Origin of the sequence: Citrobacter sp. Cpo109 (assembly GCF_030332565.1) — a bacterium.
GTDB lineage: Bacteria > Pseudomonadota > Gammaproteobacteria > Enterobacterales > Enterobacteriaceae > Citrobacter > Citrobacter portucalensis.
In genome coordinates this window covers 73,899-98,842 of sequence record NZ_JAOWHQ010000045.1, presented here as the reverse complement: position 1 = coordinate 98,842, position 24,944 = coordinate 73,899, and the positions used below count along the sequence as shown (strand labels likewise).

Below are 24,944 nucleotides of genomic sequence, written 5' to 3'. Positions count from 1 at the left end.
GCGCAGTATAGAGGGTTTGCGGGGCAATGTCACCCCGCACTGCGCATTCCTATCGCTAACGTGGCAGCGATGTTTCTTGAGGCGCGATAAATATTATCAAATGCCCCACGGAAGGCCTCTTCCAGCGTGCTGATGCTGGTCAATACGCTAAACACCGCATCGATACCATATTGATGCACTACCTCCACATCGCGCGTCAGGCTGCCGCCAATACCAATGACCGGCTTGTGGTACTTCTTCGCGACATTCGCCACGCCGACCGGCACTTTGCCGTGAATGCTCTGGCTGTCGATCCGCCCTTCTCCGGTCACCACCAACGTACAGTCATGAATATGCTCTTCCAGATTGAGCGCCTGGGTCACAATCTCGATACCGCTGCGCAGCTCGGCGCCTAAAAAAGCCATTAACGCCGCGCCCATTCCGCCTGCCGCACCGGAGCCTGGCACATCTTTCACATCGACCCGCAGCGATTTTTTAATGATGTCGGCATAATGAGACAGATTACGGTCCAGTTCGAGAATGCGTTCTTCCGTCGCCCCTTTCTGCGGGCCAAAAATGCGCGAAGCGCCAGAATCGCCGATGAGAGGATTAGTCACATCGCAGGCCACGCGAATGGAACAGGTTTTTAAGCGCGGATCCAGACCCGAGATATCGATGGAGTTCAGACTCATCAGGCTTCCACCACCGTAGCCAATCTCTGTCCCGTTGGCGTCGCAAAGTTTTGCCCCCAGTGCCTGCACCATACCCGCGCCACCGTCGTTGGTCGCACTGCCGCCGATGCCAATAATGATGCTCTGCGCACCGCTATCCAGCGCCTGCAAAATCAGCTCTCCGGTACCGCGTGACGTAGTGACTAAAGGGTTGCGCTTTTCAGGAGGCACCAACGCCAGACCGCTGGCTGCCGCCATTTCGATAAACGCGGTTTTACCATCTCCAGACATGCCCCAGCAGGCATTCACTTTTTCGCCCAGCGGCCCCGTTACTTGCGCTGAATGTTCACTCCCTTGCGTCGCGGCAATCATGGCTTCGACCGTTCCTTCGCCGCCATCGGCAACCGGAACAGAAACATATTGCGCATCGGGGAAAATTTCCCGAAATCCTTTTTCTATTGCCTGAGCTACCTCGGTGGCAGAAAGGCTTTCTTTATAAGAGTCTGGGGCAATTACGATTTTCATAGTTATGTAGCCTGACAGTGCCGCGCAAGGCAAGAAATACAGGGCGCGCATCCGCGCCCTTCTTGTTAGCGAGTGACTTCCACTTTCGCCAGTTTTTCGTAGTAGCATGCGAGCGCACTGTGATCGGCTGTACCCAATCCATCTGCACGTAGCGCCTGCATCATCTCCATGACTGCAGCAGTCAGCGGCAACTGAGCGCCAACGCCATGAGAGGTATCCAGCGCGTTCGCCAGGTCTTTGATATGCAGGTCAATACGGAAACCTGGTTTAAAGTTGCGATCCATCACCATCGGCGCTTTCGCATCCAGCACGGTGCTGCCTGCCAGCCCGCCACGGATCGCCTGATACACCAGGTCCGGATTCACACCCGCTTTGGTCGCCAGCGTCAGCGCTTCAGACATCGCGGCAATGTTCAGCGCCACAATCACCTGATTCGCCAGCTTGGTGACATTACCCGCGCCAATTTCACCGGTATGCACCACGGAGCCTGCCATCGCTTTCAGCAGATCGTAGTACTTGTCGAAAATCGCTTTATCACCGCCGACCATCACCGACAACGTGCCGTCAATCGCTTTTGGCTCGCCGCCGCTGACCGGCGCATCCAGCATATCCACGCCTTTCGCTTTCAGCGCATCGCTAATTTCACGGCTGGCTAACGGCGCGATGGAGCTCATGTCGATAAGCACTGTGCCCGGTTTCGCCCCTTCAATAATGCCGCCTTCACCCAGTGCCACTTCCTTAACATGCGGAGAGTTCGGCAGCATGGTGATGATCACATCACACTGCTCAGCGATATCTTTCGCCGTGGAGGCGGTTTCAGCGCCTGCGGCAATTACTTCCGCAATGGATTCCGGGTTACGGTCAGCAACCACCAGCGAGTAACCTGCCTTGAGGAGGTTTTTACTCATTGGTTTACCCATAATACCGAGTCCAATAAAACCAACTTTCATTGTCATGTCTTTATCTCTCTCTACTGTCGATGGTGGTTATTTCTTAAAAGAATCAGCCAGTTTCTGCGTGGCTGAACGGAACACGCCAAGGTCGCTGCCAACGGCAACAAACGTCGCGCCCCACTCCAGATAACGACGCGCATCCGCCTCTACCGGGGCCAGAATGCCGCTTGGTTTGCCGTGTGCTTTCGCGCGGGCAAAAATGTGCTGGATAGCTTTCTGCACATCAGGATGTGACGCATTGCCGAGGTGGCCTAGCGCCGCGGCCAGATCGCTTGGTCCGACGAAGACACCGTCAACGCCTTCTGTCGCCGCGATTGCGTCAACGTTATCAACGCCCTGCTGACTTTCGATCTGCACGATGATGGTGATGTTCTTATTCGACTGCGCAAAGTAGTCCGGTACGGTGCCAAACATATTGGCGCGATGGGATACGGACACGCCACGAATACCTTCCGGCGGATAGCGGGTCGACGCCACAGCGTTAACCGCTTCTTCTTCCGTCTCAACGAACGGGATCAGGAAGTTGTAAAACCCGATATCCAGCAGGCGCTTGATAATCACTGGCTCGTTGGTTGGTACACGCACTACCGCCGCGCTGTCGCTGCCTTTCAGCGCCATTAATTGCGGAATAAACGTCGAGATATCATTCGGCGCATGTTCGCCATCCAGTACCAGCCAGTCAAAACCTGCCAGACCTAAAACTTCGGTACTGATTGGGCTGGCCAATGCAGACCAGCAGCCAATCTGAATTTGTTGCGCCGCGAGGGCCGCTTTAAACTTATTCGGGAAAATCGTGTTATTCATCGCCTATACCTTTGTTTATTTCTGCAATTCCATACGTTTAATGTCACCGACAATAAACAGGTAGCAAACCATTGCCATCAGCGCCGAGCACCCTACAAACATCAGCGCAGCATTAAATGAGTGCAGCTCGCTCACCAGATACCCAATCACCAGCGGGGTGACGATGGAAGCCACGTTGCCAAATACGTTAAATACCCCACCGCACAGACCGACAATCTCTTTCGGCGCGGTATCGGAAATCACCGGCCAACCCAGCGCGCCGAAACCTTTACCGAAGAAAGCCAGCGCCATCAGCGCCACCACAAGAGCGGTATTATCGGTGTAGTTACACAGAATAATGGTCGATGCGAGCAACATGCCGAGCACTATCGGCAGCTTACGCGCCAGGGTAATGCTGAAACCACGTTTAATCAGATAATCAGAGAACACGCCGCCGAGCACGCCACCGAAAAACCCGCACAGTGCCGGAATCGAAGCCACCATGCCCACTTTCAGGATCGACATACCTTTTTCCTGAACCAGGTAAATCGGGAACCAGGTGAGAAAAAACCAGGTAATTGTGTTGATAAAATACTGGCCAAAGAACACACCAAGCATCATACGGTTCGTGAGCAACTGCTTGATATAATGCAGTTTAGGACCACCTGACTTCACATCGCCCGGCTTTTTATGGTCCATATCCACGACCGCGCCGTTTTCAGAGATAAACTTCAACTCTTCTTGCGACATGCGCGGGTGATCGGTTGGGTTATGAATAAACTTTACCCACAGTCCGGTAAGCACAAAACCAATCACGCCCATTACGGTAAAGACGTGCTCCCAGCCCCAGGCGAAGGTCAGCCAGCCCAGCAGCGGGGAAAACAGCGCCAGGGAGAAATACTGTGCAGAGTTAAAAATCGCAGATGCCGTACCGCGCTCTTTCGTTGGGAACCAGGCCGCCACGATACGGGCATTAGCCGGGAAGGATGGCGCTTCCGAGAAGCCCAGCATAAAGCGCATGATGAACATTGAAATACCCGCCCAGGCCAGCGGGAACATGTCCACAAAGCCCTGCAGGAAGGTAAACAGTGACCAGAAGAACAAACTGTAGGTGTAGACTTTCTTAGAGCCGAATTTATCCAGCAGCCAGCCGCCGGGGATTTGCATCAACAGGTAAGCCCAGCCGAAGGCGGAGAAAATGTAACCCATTGAGATGGCGCTGAGATGTAACTCTTTCGCCACTTCAGTTCCGGCAATAGACAGCGTCGCACGGTCCGCATAGTTAACGGCTGTAACAATAAATATTATCAGCAATATTAAATAACGGGTGTGCGTACCTTTCTTTTTCTCGACAACTGTATCCAATATCATTCTATTTACCTCGGGCACATAAAAGGTTTTTATTATTATTTTGTGGGTATTTCTCGTGATAAATTACCGATAATAGAAATAGATAATAATTTATCAGGCGTTATGAAACCGTGATTTAGTATAATCATCAACACAACGTTAATCATTATTCAAACGCTCATTAAACTAGCGTTATTTAATTAATGTTTTGGGCATATGCACACATGCCTGGGCGCTAATGCACACATTTACGTATTGCTACCCTCGGCGACGCGGCCTTGCTGAGTTTAAGTGATCATCATCACATTCTTCACGTTAAACTCCTGACATTCTTATTTCACGATACCGAATCTTTATTACTTACAATTAGATTCAAAATATAAATATCCACACTATTATCACCACCTTGTTGGAGAATACTGGACAATGGCCGACATCGAAATCAGACAAGAATCGCCAACGGCGTTTTATATTAAAGTTCACGAAACAGATAATGTGGCGATAATTGTCAATGACAATGGTCTGAAAGCCGGAACGCGTTTTCCGGACGGACTGGAACTCATTGAACATATTCCCCAGGGTCATAAAGTGGCGCTATTGGATATTCCTGTTCATGGCGAAATCGTGCGCTATGGCGAAGTGATAGGCTATGCCGTTCGCCATATCCCACGTGGCAGCTGGATTGATGAATCAATGGTTGAGCTGCCCAAAGCCCCGCCGCTGGAGACGCTGCCGCTGGCAACTAAAGTGCCAGAGCCGCTGCCGCCTCTTGAGGGTTATACCTTTGAAGGTTACCGCAATGCTGACGGTAGCGTAGGTACCAAAAATCTACTCGGCATTTCCACCAGTGTGCACTGCGTGGCGGGTGTGGTGGATTATGTGGTGAAAATCATTGAGCGCGATCTGCTGCCTAAATACCCGAACGTTGACGGCGTGGTGGGGCTCAATCATCTGTACGGCTGCGGCGTGGCGATCAATGCTCCAGCCGCCATCGTGCCGATTCGCACCATTCACAATATTGCGCTTAACCCGAATTTTGGCGGTGAAGTGATGGTCATCGGCCTCGGTTGCGAAAAACTGCAGCCTGAGCGGCTGCTGGAAGGCACGCACGATGTGAAAAGTATTCCAGTCGACAGCGCCAGTATCGTCAGCCTGCAGGATGAAAAGCACGTCGGCTTTCAATCGATGGTCACCGATATTCTGCAAGTGGCCGAACATCATCTGGCAAAGCTCAATCAGCGCCAACGTGAAACTTGCCCGGCTTCAGAACTGGTGGTCGGCATGCAGTGCGGCGGTAGCGATGCGTTTTCCGGCGTGACGGCCAACCCGGCGGTGGGCTATGCCTCCGACCTGTTAGTACGCTGCGGCGCGACCGTAATGTTCTCTGAAGTAACAGAAGTGCGCGATGCCATCCACCTTCTGACCCCACGTGCGATTAACGAAGAAGTCGGTAAACGCCTGCTCGAAGAGATGGCCTGGTACGATAACTACCTTGATATGGGCAAAACGGATCGCAGTGCCAACCCTTCTCCGGGCAACAAGAAAGGCGGTCTGGCAAACGTGGTGGAAAAGGCGCTAGGTTCGATTGCCAAGTCTGGCAAGAGCGCGATTGTCGAAGTATTGTCGCCGGGTCAGCGTCCAACCAAACGTGGCCTGATTTACGCTGCAACCCCCGCCAGTGATTTTGTTTGCGGTACACAGCAGGTCGCTTCCGGGATCACCGTGCAGGTGTTCACCACTGGTCGCGGTACGCCGTATGGCCTGATGGCCGTGCCGGTGATTAAAATGGCGACACGCACCGAGCTGGCCAACCGTTGGTTTGACCTGATGGACATTAACGCAGGTACCATCGCCACCGGAGAAGAAACCATTGAAGATGTGGGTCTGAAACTGTTCGAATTTATTCTCGACGTCGCCAGCGGGCGTAAGAAAACCTTCTCGGACCAGTGGGGACTGCATAACCAGCTGGCGGTGTTTAACCCGGCGCCAGTGACCTGATTATCTACCGTATTTTCTTAATGAGCATGCCTTCGGGCATGCTTTTTTTTCGCCGCAACCTTTCGTAAACCTCCCATTTCTTTCGAAACTTTCATTTATCAGATCGAAATCACAAAAAAACGTTACGAAACCCTATACTTTATTTCGAAGAAAGAAATCGAAAGACTTCGGAGGAAGTATGTTTATCATCTCAAGCAAAATGATGCTGAAGAAGGCGCAGCAAGAAGGCTATGCCGTACCGGCGTTTAACATTCACAACCTGGAGACCTTACAGGTTGTCGTGGAAACAGCAGCCGAACTACGCTCTCCGTTGATCGTCGCCGGCACACCTGGCACTTTTAGTTATGCCGGGGTCGGTAACATCGTTGCAATCGCCAGTGAACTGGCAAGAAGCTGGAACCATCCTCTCGCCGTCCATCTCGATCACCATGAAAGCGCCACCGATATTGAAGCGAAAGTCACTACAGGCATTCGCTCCGTGATGATCGATGGTTCCCATCTGCCGTTTGCCGACAACATTGCATTAGTTAAACATGTAACAGACTACTGCCACCGCTATGACGTTAGCGTTGAAGCTGAGCTGGGACGGCTGGGTGGGCAAGAAGATGACCTAATCGTGGACGGAAAAGACGCGCTATATACCCACCCAGAACAGGCTCGGGAGTTCGTGGAAAAAACGGGTATCGACTCACTGGCTGTCGCGATTGGCACAGCTCATGGTCTGTATAACGCTGAACCTAAACTGGATTTCGATCGACTAGCCGAGATTCGTCAGCACGTTGATATCCCACTGGTTTTACATGGCGCATCTGGCCTGCCTACACATGATATTAAGCGCGCAATCTCCTTAGGGGTCTGCAAAGTTAACGTCGCTACCGAACTTAAAATCGCCTTTGCTGGCGCACTCAAAACCTACCTGAGCGCACATACCGATGCGAACGACCCACGGCATTACATGATGCCAGCAAAAGCGGCCATGAAAGAGGTAGTACGTAAGGTGATTGCCGACTGCGGCTGCGAAGGAAAGTTGTAATTGATTAATTAATTCGAATTGTACGGGTTCTGACAAAGGTCTGTTTTTAAAGCTGGATCACGAAAGATGCTTTTACCCTTTGCCTTCAATCCAAAAATATTATGAAGATAAACAAAAGATATCGGAGATAGAAGTGAAAGAAATAATCTCTCGTCATAAAGCAGGTGAGCATTTAGGTATTTGTTCTGTTTGTTCAGCCCATCCGCTGGTTATTGAATCTGCATTACGTTTTGATCTCAATACGAACACGAAAGTTCTAATCGAAGCGACCTCTAATCAGGTTAATCAGTTTGGTGGTTATACCGGGATGAAACCCGCTGATTTCCGTGACTTTGTCTATAGCATCGCACAAGCGGTTGGTTTTCCTCGCGAAAGGCTGATTCTGGGTGGCGATCATCTCGGCCCTAACTGCTGGCAAAACGAACCTGCGGCAGAAGCGATGGAAAAATCCGTAGCCTTAATCAAAGCTTACGTTGCCGCAGGGTTCAGCAAAATCCATCTTGATGCTTCGATGTCCTGTGCTGACGACCCAACGCCGTTAGATCCAATGGTTGTTGCCCAGCGAGCAGCCGTACTTTGCCAGGCCGCAGAAACAACGGCAACCGAAGAACAGAAACACCATCTGACTTACGTTATTGGAACAGAAGTTCCCGTACCAGGCGGAGAAGCCAGCACCATTGGCACCGTTCATGTCACACGCGAAGAAGATGCCGCCCGGACACTGGAAACCCATCAGGTTGCCTTCCGCGCATTAGGGCTTGAAGAGGCGTTAACTCGTGTAATCGCCATTGTGGTTCAACCCGGCGTCGAGTTCGATCACACCCAAATCATTCACTACCAACCACAAGCAGCAGAAGCGCTATCCGCCTGGATAAAAGAGACACCAATGGTCTACGAAGCGCATTCTACCGATTATCAAACCCGCCAGGCATACCGTGCTCTGGTACGCGATCACTATGCAATATTGAAAGTGGGTCCGGCACTCACCTTTGCCCTGCGCGAAGCTATTTTTGCTCTTGCGCAAATGGAAAATGAACTGATCTCCCCAGAACAACGGAGCCGGGTTCTGGAAGTAATTGACGAAGTAATGTTGAATGAACCGGACTACTGGAAAAAATATTATCGCCCAACCTGGAGCCAGGCGATGGTCGATATTCACTTCAGCCTCTCCGACCGTATTCGTTACTACTGGCCGCATCCCCGCATTCGTCAAAGTGTAGAGAAATTAATCACCAACCTTAATGACATCGCTTTACCACTGGGACTCATTAGCCAGTTTATGCCCGTGCAATTTGAACGCCTGACTGAAGGGACGTTAACCGCCACACCACACAATCTGATTATCGACAAAATCCAGGACGTTCTGCGCGCCTATCGCTTTGGTTGCGCACCAGTAATTGCCTGAAATCTGGAGAATATATGAGCCAACTTTTTGTTCGAACAGGAATTAACTTTAGCTCGTGTCAGCATGCGCTGACACATATTGGGGAGGAGATGCTGGCCAAAGGGGTCGTGTATGAAAGCTATCCGCAGGCCCTGATTGAGCGTGAAGCAACTTTTCCAACCGGAATAGCGCTGGAACGTCATGCCGTTGCGATTCCACATTGTGAAGCTGTGCATGCGATATCCCCTGCTATCTATCTGATTCGCCCGGATACACCGGTCAACTTTCAACAAGCAGATGATGACGAAGAGATAGCCGTCTCTTTAATTATCGCCTTAATCGTTGAGAACCCGACTGCGCAGCTGAAGCTCCTGCGTCGTCTGTTTAGTGAGCTACAAAACCCGAACACCATTGAAGCATTGCTGAATGCGCCTGATGCAGAACTGGCCATGCTCTTTCGGGAAAAAATCCTTGAGTCTGAGCCCTGCGCACAGGCTTGATAAAAAACTGATAATAAAAGGAATACCCTATGAAACGTAAAGTAATTGTGGCCTGTGGCGGTGCTGTAGCAACTTCAACAATGGCGGCAGAAGAAATTAAAGAACTCTGTGAAGCCAACAATATCCAACTCGACCTGGTTCAATGTCGGGTAACAGAAATCGAAACCTATATGGATGGAGCGGATCTTATCTGTACCACCGCCCGCGTTGACCGTACGTTTGGCGATATCCCAGTGGTCCACGGCATGCCTTTTGTTTCAGGTGTGGGTATCGAAGCATTACAGCAAAAAATACTGACTATCCTCGTGGGGTAACGCCATGTTTAGCGAAATAATGCGTTATATCCTCGACTTAGGTCCAACGGTTATGCTGCCGTTAGTGATCATCATCTTCTCAAAATTGCTGGGAATGAAGCTCGGGGATTGTTTTAAATCAGGTTTGCATATCGGGATTGGCTTCGTCGGTATCGGTCTGGTGATCGGCCTGATGCTGGACTCTATTGGCCCTGCCGCAAAAGCAATGGCAGAACAATTTCAAATCAACCTGCATGTCATCGATGTCGGTTGGCCAGGCTCATCACCAATGACCTGGGCTTCGCAAATTGCGTTAATTGCGATTCCAGTCGCCATTGGGGTGAATATCCTGATGCTGGTTACCCGCATGACCCGTGTGGTGAACGTCGACATCTGGAATATCTGGCATATGACGTTTACCGGTGCCATGTTGCATCTGGCGACCGGCTCATACTGGCTGGGCATTCTCGGCGTGGTTGTTCATGCCGCCTTCGTCTATAAACTGGGTGACTGGTTTGCCAAAGACACGCGCGACTTTTTTGGCCTGGAAGGCATTGCCATTCCACACGGTTCCTCGGCATACCTGGGCCCGATAGCTGTCCTGGTTGATACGATCATTGAAAAAATCCCCGGACTGAACCGCATTCATTTCAGCGCGGATGATGTCCAAAAACGCTTCGGACCCTTCGGCGAACCTGTAACCGTCGGTTTTGTGATGGGATTAGTGATCGGCATGCTGGCTGGATATGACGTTAAAGCTGTGCTGCAACTGGCGGTGAAAACGGCTGCCGTTATGTTGCTCATGCCGCGTGTCATTAAACCGATTATGGATGGCCTGACTCCGATTGCTAAACATGCCCGTAAACGCCTGCAGGCAAAATTTGGCGGACAGGAGTTCTTAATCGGTCTGGATCCTGCACTACTGCTCGGCCATACGTCGGTGGTTTCCGCCAGTCTAATCTTTATCCCGCTGACCATTCTGATTGCTGTTCTGGTACCCGGAAACCAGGTTCTGCCATTCGGCGATCTCGCGACCATTGGTTTCTTTGTCGCCATGGCGGTAGCCGTTCATCAGGGGAACCTATTCCGCACGCTGATCTCTGGCGTCATCATTATGGGTATCACCCTGTGGATAGCCACACAAACTATTGGTTTACATACCCAGCTTGCCGCTAATGCAGGCGCATTGAAAGCCGGTGGCATGGTGGCCTCAATGGATCAGGGCGGCTCCCCAATCACCTGGCTGCTAATCCAGCTCTTCACCTGGCAGAACGTGGTGGGCTTCATCATCATCGCTGCTATATACCTGTTGGGTGTATTACTGACCTGGCGTCGGGCACGTAATTTCGTGGCGGCTGAAAAAGCGGCAGCCATAACGGAAAGCCAGACCGCATCTTAATTTCTGGGGAGCATTTGCTCCCCTTCACATTTCTGGAGACACTTATGAAATCAGTGGTTATTCACGCTGAGGGCGACGTACGCGTTGAAGAACGTCCCATACCACAACTGCAAACTGATGAAGATGTATTGGTCAAAGTGGTCAGTTCAGGGCTTTGCGGCTCAGACATTCCCCGTATCTTCAATCATGGTGCGCACTATTATCCAATCACGCTCGGGCATGAGTTCAGTGGTTATGTTGAGTCCTACGGCGCAAGCGTAACCGACTTACAACCCGGTGATGCCGTGGCCTGCGTACCGCTGCTTCCCTGCTTTCATTGCCCTCAGTGCGAGCGGGGATACTTCTCGTTATGTAAACAATATCAGTTTGTCGGTTCACGAAGCGAAGGCGGGAACGCAGAATATGTGGTTGTAAAACGCGCCAACCTGTTCCGCCTGCCTTCAGATATGCCGATTGATGATGGCGCATTCATTGAACCGATTACCGTCGGTCTGCATGCTTTTCATCTGGCTCAGGGATGCGAAGGGAAAAATGTGATTATCGTTGGTGCTGGCACTATCGGTTTGCTGGCAATGCAATGTGCCCGTGAACTCGGTGCAAAAAGTATCACGGCGATTGATATCAACCCGCAAAAGCTGGCATTAGCAAAAGAACTGGGGGCAACCCATGTGTTTAATAGTCGGGAGATGAGTGCGGCTGAGATCCACGCGGGCCTGGAAAATATTCAGTTTGACCAACTCGTGCTGGAAACAGCGGGAACCCCGCAAACTGTGACGCTGTCGATTGAGATTGCAGGCCCTCGTGCTCAACTAGCGTTAGTCGGCACATTGCATCACGATCTGACGCTTGCTTCAGGTGTCTTTGGGCAAATATTACGTAAAGAATTAACCATTCTTGGCAGTTGGATGAACTATTCCAGCCCATGGCCTGGAGAAGAGTGGGAAACCGCTGCCCGTTTATTGACGGAAAAACGCTTACAGCTTGAGCCGTTAATTGCTCACACTGGCGATGCCGAAAGCTTTGCCAGCGCCGTCAAGTCACTCCACCGCGCGCCGATGCAAGGAAAAATTCTACTCAAACTATCCTGAACCCATGAGCCAGCAACCTGCGCTGGCTCACATTTACTTTCGAAATTTAGCGTTCACCTTTCGCAATCCTTCGATTAAACTAGTGATAATTAAATTATCAGGCAAATCAATATGAACTCATTTGAGAGAAGGAATAAAATTGTCGACCTGATTAACACGCAAGGCAGCGTACTGGTAATGGACCTTTCGAATACCTTTGGTATTTCTGAAGTAACCATTCGCGCCGACCTACGGTTATTAGAAGAGAAGGGTCTGGTCACCCGTTTTCACGGCGGTGCGGCAAAACCAGGAAGCCATCTGGCTGAAGGTGACAATCAGGAAGTGTTATTAGAAGATCGGTATCAGCTTGCCAGTGATCCCAAAAAACGGATTGCCCAGGCCGCAACGGCAATGGTTGAGGAAGGAATGACCGTAATTCTGGATAGCGGAAGCACCACTTTATTGATTGCTGAAGCGCTAAACCGAAAAAGTAATATCACCGTTATTACCAATAGCCTGCCTGCCGCGTTCACGTTATCGGAAAACAAAGACATTACGCTGGTCGTCTGCGGCGGCACTGTGCGCCACAAAACGCATTCAATGCATGGCACTATCGCTGAACGTTCCCTACAAGGAATAAGCGCTGACCTGATGTTCGTGGGCGCTGACGGGATTGATGCTACTAACGGTATTACGACCTTCAACGAAGGTTATTCGATTAGTAGCGTGATGGCGGCGGCAGCACATAAGGTCATTGCCGTACTGGACGCGACAAAATTTAATCGACGTGGTTTTAATCAGGTGCTGCCAATGGAAAAGATTAACTGCGTAATAACCGACGACAGTATCAGCAAACAGGATAAATCAGCGCTGGCCAAAACAGGCGTTGAACTGCTGGTCGTTTAAATTACCCGCCACATCTCTCCTTTTGTCGCGCCAACGCGTTGCAGTTTACCTTTTAGCTGCAACGCTTTCAGATAGCGTTCTACGGTCCGGACTGAGATTTCACACTCATTAGCGATACCTTTGGCGGATCTGCTCGGCTGATTCGACAATATTTGTAGAATGCGTTTGTCTATATCCAGTAAATCAGCCGACATTTCTTCCGACAAGGCTGATGGTTTTCCCAATCCCTCCTGCAAAGCAGAGATAAAGAGGAGATGCCCTACCAGCCATCGCAGCCCAATGCCCCATCAACTCACCAATTTCAATAACCTGGTTGAGGATCAATGGGGTAACCACGAAAGGTGGTTGGTAGATGCTCACTTTTACTCTCCCTGTTGTTCCAGCGCGTGCTTATACAACGCATTTTTTTTCACGCCATGGATTTCAGCAGCCAGCGCGGCGGCCTTTTTCAGCGGCAGTTCTGCCTGCAATAAGGCCAACGTACGCAGCGCATCGGCAGGAAGGTCGTCTTCCTGCGCTTTATGCCCTTCGACAATCAGCACCATTTCACCTTTACGACGGTTTTCATCTTCCTTGACCCACGCCAGCAATTCACCGACCGGTGCACCGTGAATAGTTTCCCAGGTTTTGGTCAGCTCGCGCGCCAGCACCACGTAACGGGATTCGCCCCACACGGCAACCATGTCTTCCAGGCTATCCAGCAAGCGGTGGGTAGATTCATAAAAAATAAGCGTACGCGGCTCGGCCTCAATGGCTTTCATCGCATCACGACGCCCTTTCGATTTGGCAGGCAGAAATCCTTCATAGCAAAAACGGTCTGAAGGCAGGCCTGCAGCGCTCAGGGCAGCAATCGCCGCACAAGGACCTGGCAGAGGAACAACGCGGATCCCCGCTTCGCGACAGGTACGCACCAGATGGTAGCCAGGATCGTTAATCAGCGGCGTTCCGGCATCGGAAACCAGCGCAATGTTTTGTCCTTCCTTGAGCTTCGCGACCAGCGTTTCGGCCTTTTGCTGCTCGTTGTGGTCATGTAGCGCGAACAGACGCGCGTTAATCGCGAAGTGTTGTAACAATAATCCTGTATGACGAGTGTCTTCAGCGGCAATCAAATCAACGGCTTGTAAAACTTCGAGCGCTCGTTGGGTAATATCAGCCAAATTTCCTATAGGAGTAGGTACAATAAAGAGTTGGCCTTGAGAATTATCCGCCGATTCGTGTTGTTTCATTGTGTCGTCCGTATTGCCGATTTAATATTGAGCATTGAGTAAAAAAATATCACTGGATACAGTATGGTACCCTCAACATTTTCTCGTTTGAAAGCCGCACGCGCGCTACCAGTCATTCTGGCAGCACTGATTTTCGCAGGCTGTGGCACCCAGGCGCCAGACCAGAGTGCAGCCCATATGCAGGGCACTGCGCAGGCTGATTCCGGCTTTTATCTGCAACAAATGCAGCAAAGCTCAGATGATAGCAAGACCAACTGGCAATTACTCGCCATTCGTGCACTGCTGAAAGAAGGCAAGAGCCAGCAGGCAATCGAACTGTTTAACCAGCTACCGCAGAAGCTAAGCGATACCCAGCAGCGTGAGCAGTCACTGCTGGCCGTCGAGATTAAGCTCGCGCAGAAAGATGTCGCTGGCGCACAGGCCCTGCTGGATAAGTTAACTCCCGCCGATTTCGATCAAAACCAACAGGCACGCTACTGGCAGGCGCAAATCGACGTCAACCAGGGTCGCCCATCTCTGACGCTGCTGCGCGCCCTGATCGCCCAGGAACCGCTGCTGGCCGCGAATGCTAAGCAGAAAAATATGGACGCCACCTGGCAGGCGCTGTCGTCCATGACCCAGGAGCAAGCGCAGGCGCTGGTCATCAATGCTGATGAAAATGTGCTGCAAGGCTGGCTGGATCTTCAGCGCGTCTGGTTCGATAACCGTAACGATCCGGACATGATGAAAGCCGGTATTGCGGACTGGCAGAAACGTTATCCGCAAAACCCAGGGGCAAAACTGTTACCAACACAGTTGGTTAACGTGCAGAGCTTTAAGCCCGCCTCCACCAGCAAAATCGCCCTGCTGTTACCACTGAACGGTCAGGCCGCTGTATTTGGCCGTACTATTCAGCAAGGCTTTGAAGCTGCGAAAAACATGGGCACTCAACCTGTCGCAGCCCCTGTTGCTGTCGCACCTGCCGCAGTTCCAGCTGCTACGACTACTACGGAACAGCCGCAAACGACTGACGGCGTTGCCAGCCCGTCTCAGGCGTCAGTAAGCGATCTGACCAACGAGACGCCGGCTCAGCCAGAAACACCTGCTGTGCAGCCCGCAGCACCCGCTCAGCCAACAACCGCCAGCGCACCGGCGAATCCGTCCGCTGAGCTGAAAATCTACGACACTTCATCACAGCCGCTGAACCAGATCCTGACTCAGGTTCAGCAGGATGGCGCCAGCATCGTGGTTGGCCCACTGTTGAAGAACAATGTTGAAGAGCTGATGAAAAGCAACACGCCATTGAACGTCCTGGCGCTTAACCAGCCGGAGTCGGTGAAAAATCTGCCGAACGTCTGCTACTTCGCCCTGTCGCCAGAAGATGAAGCGCGCGACGCCGCACGCCACATCCGCGATCAGGGAAAACAGACGCCGCTGTTGTTGATTCCACGGAGTTCATTAGGCGATCGCGTTGCCAACGCCTTTGCACAGGAATGGCAAAAACTGGGTGGCGGCGTGGTATTGCAGCAGAAGTTCGGCTCCACCGCTGAACTTAAAATGGGCGTCAACGGCGGCTCAGGGATTTCCCTGACAGGCAGCCCGGTGGCCTCCTCTGTGCCAGCCCAACCCGGCGTGACGATTGGCGGTCTGACCATCCCGGCAGCACCTACCGATGCGCAAATCACCGGCGGTAGCGGTCGTGTTGATGCCGTGTATATTCTGGCGACGCCGGAAGAAATTGCATTTATTAAGCCGATGATCGCCATGCGCAACGGCAGCCAGAGCGGAGCAACACTGTACGCCAGCTCTCGTAGTGCGCAGGGCACTGCCGGCCCGGATTTCCGTCTGGAGATGGAAGGCTTGCAGTACAGCGAAATTCCGATGCTGGCAGGCGCTAACGCGCCTCTCATGCAGCAGGCGCTTGGCGCGGTTCGTAACGACTACTCGCTGGCGCGTATGTATGCCATGGGTGTCGATGCCTGGTCGCTTGCCAACCACTTCTCGCAAATGCGTCAGGTGCAGGGTTTCGAAATTAACGGTAATACCGGGGCCTTAACCGCAACGCAGGATTGTGTGATTAACAGGAAGTTATCATGGCTCAAATACCAGCAAGGACAAGTCGTCCCCGCCAGTTAACGAGTAAACAGACCGGTGACGCGTGGGAATCCACCGCGCGTGACTGGCTGCTGAGCAAGGGACTGCATTTTATCGCCGCCAACGTGCGTGAACGTGGCGGCGAAATCGACTTGATAATGCGTGAAGGCAACACCACCGTATTTGTTGAGGTTCGCTACCGACGCTCAGCACAGTTCGGCGGTGCGGCGGCGAGTGTGACCCGGAGCAAACAACACAAATTATTACAGACCGCCCGCTTGTGGCTTGCGCGCCACAATGGGAGTTTTGATACTGTGGATTGCCGGTTCGATGTGTTAGCCTTCACCGGAAATGATGTTGAGTGGTTTAAGGACGCGTTCAACGACCGCTCATAGTTGAAGATTCAGAGCCTGGTTCTTAAGGATTAGCGTGTTAGATAGAATTAAAGTCTGCTTTACAGAAAGCATTCAAACTCAGATAGCTGCGGCTGAAGCACTTCCGGATGCAATCTCCCGTGCCGCCATGACGCTGGTTCAGTCCCTGCTCAATGGCAACAAAATTCTCTGTTGTGGTAATGGGACGTCCGCTGCCAACGCACAGCATTTTGCTGCCAGCATGATCAATCGTTTTGAAACAGAACGCCCAAGTTTACCTGCGATTGCACTAAATACTGATAATGTGGTCTTAACTGCGATTGCCAACGATCGCCTGCACGACGAAGTTTATGCAAAACAAGTCCGTGCGCTGGGACATGCAGGTGATGTTCTGCTGGCAATCTCTACGCGTGGTAATAGCCGCGATATCGTAAAAGCCGTTGAAGCCGCCGTGACACGCGACATGACAATCGTCGCGCTGACCGGGTATGACGGAGGGGAACTGGCCGGATTACTGGGGCCACAGGATGTTGAAATCCGTATTCCCTCACACCACAGCGCCCGCGTTCAGGAAATGCACATGCTGACGGTCAACTGCCTTTGCGATCTTATCGATAACACGCTTTTCCCTCACCAGGATGATTAAGGAGTACACATGAAGGCATTTTCGCCGCTTGCTGTGATTATCGCTGCACTGCTGCTGCAAGGCTGTGTCGCTGCTGCCGTTGTCGGAACTGCTGCTGTCGGCACCAAAGCCGCGACGGATCCTCGCAGCGTCGGCACTCAGGTAGATGACGGAACCCTGGAATTACGCGTCAATACGGCGTTGTCGAAAGATGCCCAAATCAAGAAAGAAGCGCGAATCAACGTGAGCGCTTATCAGGGTAAAGTGCTGCTGGTCGGCCAGTCGCCGAATAGCGAACTGTCTGCACGTGCAAAACAGATTGCGATGGGCGTAGAAGGTACGACTGAGGTCTTTAATGAGATCCGTCAGGGCCAGCCAATTGGTCTGGGCGATGCGTCCAACGATACCTGGATAACCACCAAAGTACGTTCCCAGTTACTGACCAGCGATCAGGTGAAATCCTCTAACGTGAAAGTAACGACTGAGAACGGGGAAGTGTTCCTGTTAGGTCTGGTGACCGAGCGTGAAGCGAAGGCGGCGGCGGATATCGCCAGCCGGGTAAGCGGCGTGAAACGCGTCACGACAGCCTTTACGTTTATTAAGTAACACGCCTGTAGATGGCATCTTATCCGGCCTATAGAACGTAATCGTTTGTAGGCCGGATAAGATGCCATCCGGCATTTTTTTATTTAGCCCTTTCGCGTAGCTCAGAAGAGGTCAGGATCGAAACCCCTTCATGCCCAGGCGCCAGCGCTTCTGCCAGCATTGCCCGAGCAACATCGCGCGCTTCAATCGACTTCCAGTTACCCGGCAGCAGCCTGAACAACGGCGCTAAAAACATCTCATTCGTCCGCTGCTTGTCCCTATCACCCAGGAGCATTGAAGGCCGGACAATCGTCAGCCGTGGCCAATTCTGCGCGATCAGCGCCTGCTCCATTTCACCTTTCACCCGATTATAAAAAAACGGTGAATTCGCATTGGCACCCATCGAACTCACTACCAGCATATGCTGGGCGCCTAACCTACGTCCCGTCAGGGCCGTATCTACCACCAGCGTATAGTCAGCATGGATAAACGCCTCTTTGCTGCCCGCTTCACGCCGGGTAGTCCCCAAACAACAAAAGACAATATCGACCGGATCGGTGACCTGCGCCAGAGCATCGGTTAGCTGCGGATCATGGGGGTTATAGATACCAACCGTATCAGCCAGCGGTCGACGCGTTGGTGCCGTGATGGCATTGACCCGGGGTTCATTGAGCAGCATACGCAGCAAATGTCCGCCCACCAGCCCCGTGGCTCCCGTTATTAACACCTGACTCATCGCTTATCTTCCCCAGGGTCTTCAATCACTCTTCTAACTATAGATCACGCAGCCAGTGCATCTTTTTACCGAAGCCCAGCGTGTTGTCCGTAAATTTGACTTCATCCAGTCGAATCTCCCATACGGGCGCTGGCAGCATTCTGGCAACGGGGAAACGGCGGTTGTAGGCTTTACGCGCGTCTTCGCTCTCCTGCCCCTCAAGACGCCGGATTTCCCCTTTAAACTGTACGCCACGAATCAGAGCGACGGTTTTAGGCTGACCGTTTACTGTACCGGCAATCGGCGCGCGGGGTCCGGACATCTGCGCATGACGCGTTTTCTCTTCAGTCAGCACATAGAACACCATCTTCTGCGCATCAAACAGGTAAAACGCATTGGCGCACCACAATTCACCTTCATGGTGTACGCACCAGGTCACGACGTGCTGTTTTGCCAGCCAGCGAGACACCGCAGTCAGTGTTTCCATTTCTGTTCTCTTTTATACTGTAGGCCTGAAAATTATCACGTCGATGGTAACAATGACACCCTGGTATCTGTACCTGATCCGTACCGCTGACAACGCCTTATACACCGGAATAACCACCGATGTGCAGCGCCGCTATAAGCAGCATCAAAGTGGGAAAGGCGCGAAGGCGCTACGCGGAAAGGGGGAACTCACGTTGGCATTTGCGGCGCAGGTTGGCGACCGTTCACTGGCCCTGCGCATAGAGTATCGCGTCAAACAGCTCACCAAGCGGCAGAAAGAGCGCCTTGTCGAAGGCGAAGGGCTTGAGGCGCTACTGAGCAGCCTGCAAACCCCGGAGCTTAAAAACGATTGAAGTGGTCGTGGTATTCCACAAGGCCCGTCACGCCTTCCAGCGCATCGTCCGCCAGGCGATGAACCTGGAACGCGCTTTCGGTGCCCGGCCAGCGGCAACGCAGGTCATGATGGGCCGCCAGCTCAAAGCCAAAGCGGCTGTACAGGGCCGGATCCCCCAGCGTAACCACAGCTGCGTAGCCAAACTCGTTCAGTGAATCGAGTCCTTCATAGACCAGCTGACGCGCCAGGCCCTGCCCCCGGTAGTTTTCATCCACCGCGAGCGGCGCCATGCCGACCCATTGCAGATCTTCACCCTGAACATCGACTGGGCTGAACGCGACGTAACCCACTACCTGACCTTCGTCATCGGTAGCAACCAGACCCAGCGTTAAGAAACCATCTTCACGCAGGTCGTGCACTAATTTCGCTTCCGCATCGCTCTCAAATGAACGGCGCAGCAGCGCATCAATACCTGGGGCATCAATGGGAATTTCAACTCGAATCAGCATGGCTCACCTACCGAGGTCTGTTTGGTTTCTGGCGACGTTTTCATCCCCGCCTCAACAAAATCTGCCAACTGCATCAACATGACGCGCAACGCTTTAGGCATCTGCTCCAGTTCGATGGCATCCATCAGATTTTTTACGTATAGCCCTAATTCTGTATCACCTTCAATCACCAGACGACGCTGGAAGAAAAGCGTATCCGGATCCTGCTTGCGGGCCACGATCATCAGCAGATCGCTGGCATCGGCGCTAAAACTCACATCCGCATCTGCATTCTGGCTGACGATAAGTTTATCGTTCTCAACAGAGGTATACCATTTGAGGTCAATGTCACGCACATGAATGCTCAGCCAGCGACCTTCGAGAAACTCCAGCTCCCCATCGGCCAGCGCCTGACTAAACTGCCAGCTCAGGACCTGCTCCAGAACCTGGCGCTTCAGCGCAAAGGGCGTCAGTTTAACTGGTACACTCATCAGAGAAGGACCAAATTGTACTAAGCGTGAACGCAGTTTATCCAACACGAGCTTTACTCCCTGTTTCAATAGTCCTGCTATTTTGCCATATCAAATAAACGACATAGCGGCATAAATCAACAATTCGATGCGAAATTGTTACCTCTTTATTGGTGTCACCAATACGACTTTAACTGCCTCAAATCAAAAATTGTCTCAGCAAGGTTAACTAAAATCCCCATTCGTTAACATTTCTGCGCCCATCACGGCGCAACGTTCAGGATAAATTATGGAGCTGCTCTGCCCTGCCGGAAACCTACCGGCGCTTAAGGCGGCCATCGAGAACGGCGCTGATGCTGTCTACATCGGGCTGAAAGATGATACCAACGCCCGTCATTTCGCCGGCCTTAATTTTACCGAGAAAAAATTGCAGGAAGCGGTGAGTTTTGTCCATCAGCACCGCCGTAAGCTGCACATTGCGATTAACACCTTTGCGCACCCGGATGGTTACGCGCGCTGGCAACGTGCCGTGGATATGGCAGCACAACTCGGTGCAGATGCGCTGATCCTTGCCGACCTCGCCATGCTTGAGTATGCCGCAGAGCGCTACCCGCATATTGAGCGCCATGTCTCTGTTCAGGCATCTGCAACCAATGAAGAGGCAATTAATTTCTATCATCGCAACTTTGACGTCGCCCGCGTGGTGCTGCCGCGCGTGCTGTCTATTCATCAGGTGAAGCAGCTCGCTCGCGTCACGCCAGTTCCCCTGGAAGTGTTCGCCTTCGGTAGCCTGTGCATTATGGCGGAAGGCCGTTGCTATCTTTCGTCCTATCTGACGGGTGAGTCTCCTAACACGGTTGGTGCCTGCTCGCCTGCCCGTTTTGTCCGCTGGCAACAGACCCAACAAGGGCTGGAATCCCGTCTTAATGAAGTGCTGATCGACCGCTACCAGGACGGAGAAAACGCCGGTTATCCGACGCTATGTAAAGGTCGCTATCTGGTTGACGGCGAGCGTTATCATGCGCTGGAAGAACCCACCAGCCTGAACACGCTGGAGCTGCTGCCGGAACTGCTGGCAGCCAATATTGCCTCGGTGAAAATCGAAGGACGTCAGCGCAGCCCGGCCTATGTCAGTCAGGTGGCGAAAGTGTGGCGTCAGGCGATCGACCGCTGTATGGCCGACCCGCAAAACTACGTCCCGCAGGCCGCGTGGATGGAAACGCTCGGTTCAATGTCCGAAGGCACACAGACCACGCTTGGCGCGTATCACCGTAAATGGCAGTGAGAGAAGCAATGAAATATTCCTTAGGGCCGGTGCTGTGGTACTGGCCGAAAGAAACGCTGGAAGATTTTTATCAGCAGGCTGCCGTAAGCCAGGCCGACGTTATCTATCTTGGTGAAGCGGTATGCAGTAAACGCCGCGCCACCAAAGTGGGCGACTGGCTCGATATGGCGAAATCGCTCGCTGGCAGCGGTAAACAAGTTGTGCTGTCAACACTGGCGCTGGTGCAGGCCTCTTCTGAACTGGGAGAGCTGAAGCGCTATGTCGAAAACGGTGACTTCCTGCTGGAAGCCAGCGATCTCGGGGTGGTAAACATGTGCGCCGAGCGTAAGCTGCCGTTTGTCGCCGGGCATGCGCTCAACTGCTACAACGCGGTTACCCTGCGTATGCTGCTCAAACAAGGCATGGTGCGCTGGTGTATGCCGGTAGAGCTTTCCCGCGACTGGCTGGCAAACCTGCTCAACCAGTGTGATGAGCTGGGTATTCGCAATCAGTTTGAAGTTGAGGTGCTGAGCTACGGGCATCTGCCGCTGGCGTACTCTGCCCGCTGCTTTACCGCACGCTCTGAAGACCGTCCAAAAGACGAGTGTGAAACCTGCTGCATAAAATACCCGAACGGGCGTAATGTGCTGTCGCAGGAGAATCAGCAGGTCTTTGTCCTCAACGGGATCCAGACCATGAGCGGCTATGTTTACAACCTCGGCAACGAACTGACATCGATGCAGGGGCTGGTTGATATTGTGCGTCTGTCCCCTTCAGGCACTGAAACATTCGCCATGCTCGACGCCTTCCGCGCCAATGAAAATGGCAGTGCCCCATTACCGCTTGCTGCCCACAGTGACTGTAACGGCTACTGGAAGCGACTGGCTGGACTGGAGCTGCAGGACTAGCCGGATACGGCATAAATACCTTATCGGGCCTACAAATAGCGATCCCGTAGGTCCGATAAGCGCAGCGCCATCGGGCATGTTATATTCGGTACCCGCCGTATAAAGCTCACTTTGTTAACAACATTCGCTAATCTTTAATGCAGTATTAAAAGATTAACCGGTAACAAAGTGAGCCGTTATGACTGACAAAACTATTCCGTTCTCGGTGCTGGATCTGGCGCCGATCCCTGAAGGATCCTCGGCAAAAGAGGCCTTCACACACTCGCTTGATCTCGCTCAACTGGCCGAAAAACGCGGTTATCACCGCTATTGGCTGGCGGAACATCACAACATGACCGGCATCGCCAGCGCTGCTACCTCAGTGCTGATTGGTTATCTGGCTGCTAATACCACCACGCTGCATCTCGGGTCTGGCGGCGTGATGCTGCCTAACCATTCGCCGCTGGTGATCGCCGAGCAGTTCGGTACCCTGAATACGCTGTATCCGGGACGAATCGATCTCGGGCTTGGTCGCGCACCGGGCAGCGATCAGCCAACCATGCGCGCACTGCGCCGCCATATGAGCGGTGATATCGATAACTTCCCACGCGACGTCGCTGAACTGGTGGACTGGTTCGACGCCCGCGATCCTAACCCCCATGTACGTCCGGTTCCCGGCTACGGCGAGCAGATCCCCGTCTGGTTATTAGGCTCCAGCCTGTACAGCGCACAACTGGCGGCCCAGCTTGGTCTGCCGTTTGCCTTCGCCTCGCACTTTGCTCCGGATATGCTGCACCAGGCACTGCATCTGTATCGCAGCCAATTCAAGCCCTCAGCGCGGCTGGCAAAACCGTATGCGATGGTGTGCATCAACATTATTGCCGCCGACAGCAATCGCGACGCCGAGTTTCTTTTCACCTCCATGCAGCAGGCATTTGTGAAGCTGCGTCGTGGCGAAACCGGCCAGCTACCGCCGCCGGTAGAGAATATGCATCAGCTGTGGTCCGCTTCTGAGCAGTACGGCGTACAACAGGCGCTGAGCATGTCGCTGGTCGGTGATAAGGTAAAAGTGCGGCATGGTCTCGACGCCATTTTGCGTGAAACCCAGGCTGATGAAATTATGGTTAACGGCCAGATTTTTGATCATCAGGCACGTCTACATTCGTTTGATTTGGCGATGGATGTGAAGCAGGAATTATTGGGATAGTACTATTTGTGCCGGATGGCGGCTACGCCTTATCCGGCCTACACGGTGATGTAGGCCCGGTAAGCGTAGCACCACCGGGCAACGGTTTTACTGATAAACCGGTAACAAATTAACGCTCGACAGAATATGGATAACCGCGTTGCCGATACCGAATACCAGGATCAGCGCAATCATCGGCTTACCGCCCCAGACACGGAATTTCGGGCTACCGAAACGCTCGCGAGATTTACGGGCCAGCAGCGCCGGAACAATGGCGGCCCAGATGGTTGCCGCGAGTCCTGCATAGCCAATGGCGTACAGGAAACCGTTCGGCCATAGCAAGCCACCGATAATTGGCGGGACAAACGTCAGCAATGCCGTTTTGAAACGTCCCATTGCCGAGTCATCAAAGCCAAACAGATCCGCCAGATAGTCAAACAGACCGAGCGTAACACCGAGGAATGAACTCGCCACCGCAAAGTTGGAGAACACCACCAGCAGCAGATCCAGACTGCGGCTATTTAACACACCGCTCAGCGCCTGTACCAGCACATCAATGTTACCGCCTTGCTGTGCAATACCAATAAATTCCGGACGCGGGATATTACCCATCGTCCCCAGTAACCACACGGTATACAGCACCAGCGCCAGCAGCGTGCCGTAAACCAGACACTTAACGATGGTCTTCGGATCTTTGCCGTAGTACTTCATCAGGCTCGGGACATTGCCGTGATAGCCGAATGAGGCCAGACAGAACGGCAGCGTCATCAGCAGGTACGGCGTATACGAAGCGTTGCTTTCCGCCACGTTAAACAACGTTGTGGGCTGAACGTGCCCTAATAAACTGCCGAAAGTCAGGAAAAAGGTAATTACCTTCGCACCCAGCACAATCGCCGTCATGCGGCTCACCGCTTTGGTGCTTAACCACACCACAAACGCCACCAGCAGCGCAAAACCAAGACCTGCCGCACGTGCAGGAACGTTCAACGACATCTCCGAGAAGGTGTGGTGCAGGATTGATCCACTCGCCGAGATATACGCGTAGGTCAGAATATAGAGAACGAAAGCAATCGAGATGCCGTTCACCACGTTCCAGCCTTTGCCCAGCAGATCTTTCGTGATGGTGTCAAAACTGGAGCCAATGCGGTAATTGAGGTTAGCTTCAAGGATCATCAGTCCGGAGTGCAGCATGCAGAACCAGGTAAAGATCAGCGCCGCCATTGACCAGAAGAACCACGCCCCGGACATGACCACTGGCAGAGAAAACATCCCCGCGCCAATAATGGTGCCGCCGATGATCACCACGCCGCCGAGCAGCGAAGGTGACGTTTGGGTGGTGGTTAGTGTTGCCATTTAGCCATCTCTCCAGTCATTTATCTTGTGACTACAT

27 protein-coding genes and 1 pseudogene are annotated in these 24,944 nt (G+C 52.6%); 16 read left to right on the top strand and 12 right to left on the bottom strand.

Going from position 1 to position 24,944, the window contains the following annotated elements; all coding sequences use genetic code 11:
• Nucleotides 1-29: 29 nt before the first annotated feature.
• The 4 genes from garK to garP form a co-directional block, all read right to left on the bottom strand.
• Complete coding sequence (gene garK / locus OGY71_RS04945) at nt 30-1,175, bottom strand: glycerate 2-kinase (RefSeq protein WP_032934186.1); 1,146 nt, start codon at nt 1,173-1,175, stop codon at nt 30-32.
• Nucleotides 1,176-1,240: 65 nt separating this feature from the next.
• Nucleotides 1,241-2,131, bottom strand: coding sequence for a 2-hydroxy-3-oxopropionate reductase (garR, locus tag OGY71_RS04940; RefSeq protein ID WP_197385476.1), 891 nt, complete (start codon nt 2,129-2,131; stop codon nt 1,241-1,243).
• Between the two features lie 30 nt (nt 2,132-2,161).
• Nucleotides 2,162-2,932 (bottom strand): 2-dehydro-3-deoxyglucarate aldolase, encoded by a 771-nt coding sequence (garL, locus tag OGY71_RS04935; protein WP_008785889.1) that lies wholly within the window; start codon nt 2,930-2,932, stop codon nt 2,162-2,164.
• Nucleotides 2,933-2,947: 15 nt separating this feature from the next.
• Complete coding sequence (gene garP / locus OGY71_RS04930) at nt 2,948-4,282, bottom strand: galactarate/glucarate/glycerate transporter GarP (RefSeq protein ID WP_003828604.1); 1,335 nt, start codon at nt 4,280-4,282, stop codon at nt 2,948-2,950.
• Nucleotides 4,283-4,687: 405 nt separating this feature from the next.
• Here garP and garD point away from each other — a divergent pair, with 405 nt between their 5' ends.
• The 8 genes from garD to OGY71_RS04890 all read left to right on the top strand — a co-directional run bounded on the left by garD (nt 4,688) and on the right by OGY71_RS04890 (nt 12,841).
• Nucleotides 4,688-6,259, top strand: a complete 1,572-nt coding sequence (gene garD / locus OGY71_RS04925) for a galactarate dehydratase (RefSeq protein ID WP_191222108.1) — start codon at nt 4,688-4,690, stop codon at nt 6,257-6,259.
• 178 nt (nt 6,260-6,437) lie between these two features.
• Nucleotides 6,438-7,292, top strand: a complete 855-nt coding sequence (locus OGY71_RS04920) for a tagatose bisphosphate family class II aldolase (RefSeq protein WP_063941601.1) — start codon at nt 6,438-6,440, stop codon at nt 7,290-7,292.
• 133 nt (nt 7,293-7,425) lie between these two features.
• Nucleotides 7,426-8,697: a tagatose-bisphosphate aldolase subunit GatZ gene (gatZ, locus tag OGY71_RS04915; protein WP_003828612.1), complete on the top strand. Its 1,272-nt coding sequence runs from the start codon at nt 7,426-7,428 to the stop codon at nt 8,695-8,697.
• A 14-nt stretch (nt 8,698-8,711) separates the two neighbouring features.
• Nucleotides 8,712-9,176 carry a PTS galactitol transporter subunit IIA gene (gene gatA / locus OGY71_RS04910; protein ID WP_003828615.1) on the top strand — a complete coding sequence of 155 codons (465 nt, stop codon included), beginning with the start codon at nt 8,712-8,714 and terminating at the stop codon, nt 9,174-9,176.
• 29 nt (nt 9,177-9,205) lie between these two features.
• Nucleotides 9,206-9,490 carry a PTS galactitol transporter subunit IIB gene (gatB, locus tag OGY71_RS04905; RefSeq protein ID WP_003828616.1) on the top strand — a complete coding sequence of 95 codons (285 nt, stop codon included), beginning with the start codon at nt 9,206-9,208 and terminating at the stop codon, nt 9,488-9,490.
• 4 nt (nt 9,491-9,494) lie between these two features.
• Complete coding sequence (locus OGY71_RS04900) at nt 9,495-10,868, top strand: galactitol-specific PTS transporter subunit IIC (protein WP_003828618.1); 1,374 nt, start codon at nt 9,495-9,497, stop codon at nt 10,866-10,868.
• Nucleotides 10,869-10,912: 44 nt separating this feature from the next.
• Nucleotides 10,913-11,956, top strand: a complete 1,044-nt coding sequence (gatD, locus tag OGY71_RS04895; RefSeq protein ID WP_286612924.1) for a galactitol-1-phosphate 5-dehydrogenase — start codon at nt 10,913-10,915, stop codon at nt 11,954-11,956.
• A gap of 111 nt (nt 11,957-12,067) precedes the next feature.
• A complete protein-coding gene (locus tag OGY71_RS04890; RefSeq protein WP_003828620.1) occupies nt 12,068-12,841 on the top strand; it encodes a DeoR/GlpR family DNA-binding transcription regulator in 774 nt (257 codons plus the stop codon).
• Here OGY71_RS04890 and OGY71_RS04885 read toward each other — a convergent pair.
• From OGY71_RS04885 to rsmI, 3 genes and pseudogenes are all read right to left on the bottom strand, one after another.
• Nucleotides 12,838-13,065 carry a winged helix-turn-helix transcriptional regulator gene (locus OGY71_RS04885; protein WP_223240832.1) on the bottom strand — a complete coding sequence of 76 codons (228 nt, stop codon included), beginning with the start codon at nt 13,063-13,065 and terminating at the stop codon, nt 12,838-12,840. The two genes, OGY71_RS04890 and OGY71_RS04885, sit on opposite strands and share 4 nt — an antisense overlap.
• Before the next feature lie 22 nt (nt 13,066-13,087).
• Nucleotides 13,088-13,201: pseudogene (locus tag OGY71_RS23270) on the bottom strand (Fic family protein); the annotation flags it as partial.
• Nucleotides 13,202-13,203: 2 nt separating this feature from the next.
• Nucleotides 13,204-14,067 (bottom strand): 16S rRNA (cytidine(1402)-2'-O)-methyltransferase, encoded by an 864-nt coding sequence (gene rsmI / locus OGY71_RS04880; protein ID WP_003024942.1) that lies wholly within the window; start codon nt 14,065-14,067, stop codon nt 13,204-13,206.
• 63 nt (nt 14,068-14,130) lie between these two features.
• Between rsmI and OGY71_RS04875 the strand changes: the two genes are divergently transcribed.
• The 4 genes from OGY71_RS04875 to dolP are packed head-to-tail and all read left to right on the top strand — an operon-like array spanning nt 14,131 to nt 17,745.
• Nucleotides 14,131-16,182, top strand: coding sequence for a penicillin-binding protein activator (locus OGY71_RS04875; protein WP_197385473.1), 2,052 nt, complete (start codon nt 14,131-14,133; stop codon nt 16,180-16,182).
• Nucleotides 16,140-16,535 carry a YraN family protein gene (locus tag OGY71_RS04870; RefSeq protein ID WP_003828625.1) on the top strand — a complete coding sequence of 132 codons (396 nt, stop codon included), beginning with the start codon at nt 16,140-16,142 and terminating at the stop codon, nt 16,533-16,535. Before OGY71_RS04875 ends, OGY71_RS04870 begins: the two co-directional genes overlap by 43 nt.
• 34 nt (nt 16,536-16,569) lie before the next feature.
• Nucleotides 16,570-17,160: a DnaA initiator-associating protein DiaA gene (gene diaA / locus OGY71_RS04865; RefSeq protein WP_003024948.1), complete on the top strand. Its 591-nt coding sequence runs from the start codon at nt 16,570-16,572 to the stop codon at nt 17,158-17,160.
• Nucleotides 17,161-17,169: 9 nt separating this feature from the next.
• Complete coding sequence (gene dolP / locus OGY71_RS04860; RefSeq protein WP_003024954.1) at nt 17,170-17,745, top strand: division/outer membrane stress-associated lipid-binding lipoprotein; 576 nt, start codon at nt 17,170-17,172, stop codon at nt 17,743-17,745.
• 79 nt (nt 17,746-17,824) lie between these two features.
• Here dolP and OGY71_RS04855 read toward each other — a convergent pair whose 3' ends face one another.
• Together OGY71_RS04855 and OGY71_RS04850 are read right to left on the bottom strand one after the other, a co-directional pair.
• Nucleotides 17,825-18,460: an NAD(P)H-binding protein gene (locus tag OGY71_RS04855; RefSeq protein ID WP_003828632.1), complete on the bottom strand. Its 636-nt coding sequence runs from the start codon at nt 18,458-18,460 to the stop codon at nt 17,825-17,827.
• Nucleotides 18,461-18,497: 37 nt separating this feature from the next.
• On the bottom strand, nt 18,498-18,926 hold the full coding sequence (locus tag OGY71_RS04850) for a YhbP family protein (protein WP_003828634.1): 429 nt from the start codon (nt 18,924-18,926) through the stop codon (nt 18,498-18,500).
• Nucleotides 18,927-18,978: 52 nt separating this feature from the next.
• Here OGY71_RS04850 and OGY71_RS04845 point away from each other — a divergent pair, with 52 nt between their 5' ends.
• Nucleotides 18,979-19,278: a GIY-YIG nuclease family protein gene (locus OGY71_RS04845; RefSeq protein WP_003828636.1), complete on the top strand. Its 300-nt coding sequence runs from the start codon at nt 18,979-18,981 to the stop codon at nt 19,276-19,278.
• Here the strand turns inward: OGY71_RS04845 and OGY71_RS04840 are convergent.
• Nucleotides 19,265-19,768 (bottom strand): GNAT family N-acetyltransferase, encoded by a 504-nt coding sequence (locus OGY71_RS04840; protein WP_003024966.1) that lies wholly within the window; start codon nt 19,766-19,768, stop codon nt 19,265-19,267. The two genes, OGY71_RS04845 and OGY71_RS04840, sit on opposite strands and share 14 nt — an antisense overlap.
• Nucleotides 19,762-20,286: a ubiquinone anaerobic biosynthesis accessory factor UbiT gene (ubiT, locus tag OGY71_RS04835; RefSeq protein WP_003828637.1), complete on the bottom strand. Its 525-nt coding sequence runs from the start codon at nt 20,284-20,286 to the stop codon at nt 19,762-19,764. The genes OGY71_RS04840 and ubiT overlap by 7 nt, the downstream gene beginning before the upstream one ends.
• 220 nt (nt 20,287-20,506) lie before the next feature.
• Here ubiT and ubiU point away from each other — a divergent pair, with 220 nt between their 5' ends.
• From ubiU to OGY71_RS04820, 3 genes are all read left to right on the top strand, one after another.
• A complete protein-coding gene (ubiU, locus tag OGY71_RS04830) occupies nt 20,507-21,502 on the top strand; it encodes a ubiquinone anaerobic biosynthesis protein UbiU (protein ID WP_003024971.1) in 996 nt (331 codons plus the stop codon).
• An 8-nt stretch (nt 21,503-21,510) separates the two neighbouring features.
• The gene (locus OGY71_RS04825; RefSeq protein WP_412098584.1) at nt 21,511-22,389 is read left to right on the top strand and encodes a U32 family peptidase; all 879 of its coding nucleotides are present in this window, start codon (nt 21,511-21,513) and stop codon (nt 22,387-22,389) included.
• 178 nt (nt 22,390-22,567) lie between these two features.
• Entirely contained in the window at nt 22,568-23,575 is a 1,008-nt protein-coding gene (locus tag OGY71_RS04820) for a luciferase-like monooxygenase (protein WP_063941606.1), read from the top strand.
• Nucleotides 23,576-23,662: 87 nt separating this feature from the next.
• Here OGY71_RS04820 and mtr read toward each other — a convergent pair whose 3' ends face one another.
• Nucleotides 23,663-24,907, bottom strand: a complete 1,245-nt coding sequence (gene mtr, locus OGY71_RS04815) for a tryptophan permease (protein WP_003828642.1) — start codon at nt 24,905-24,907, stop codon at nt 23,663-23,665.
• Between the last annotated feature and the right edge of the window lie 37 nt (nt 24,908-24,944).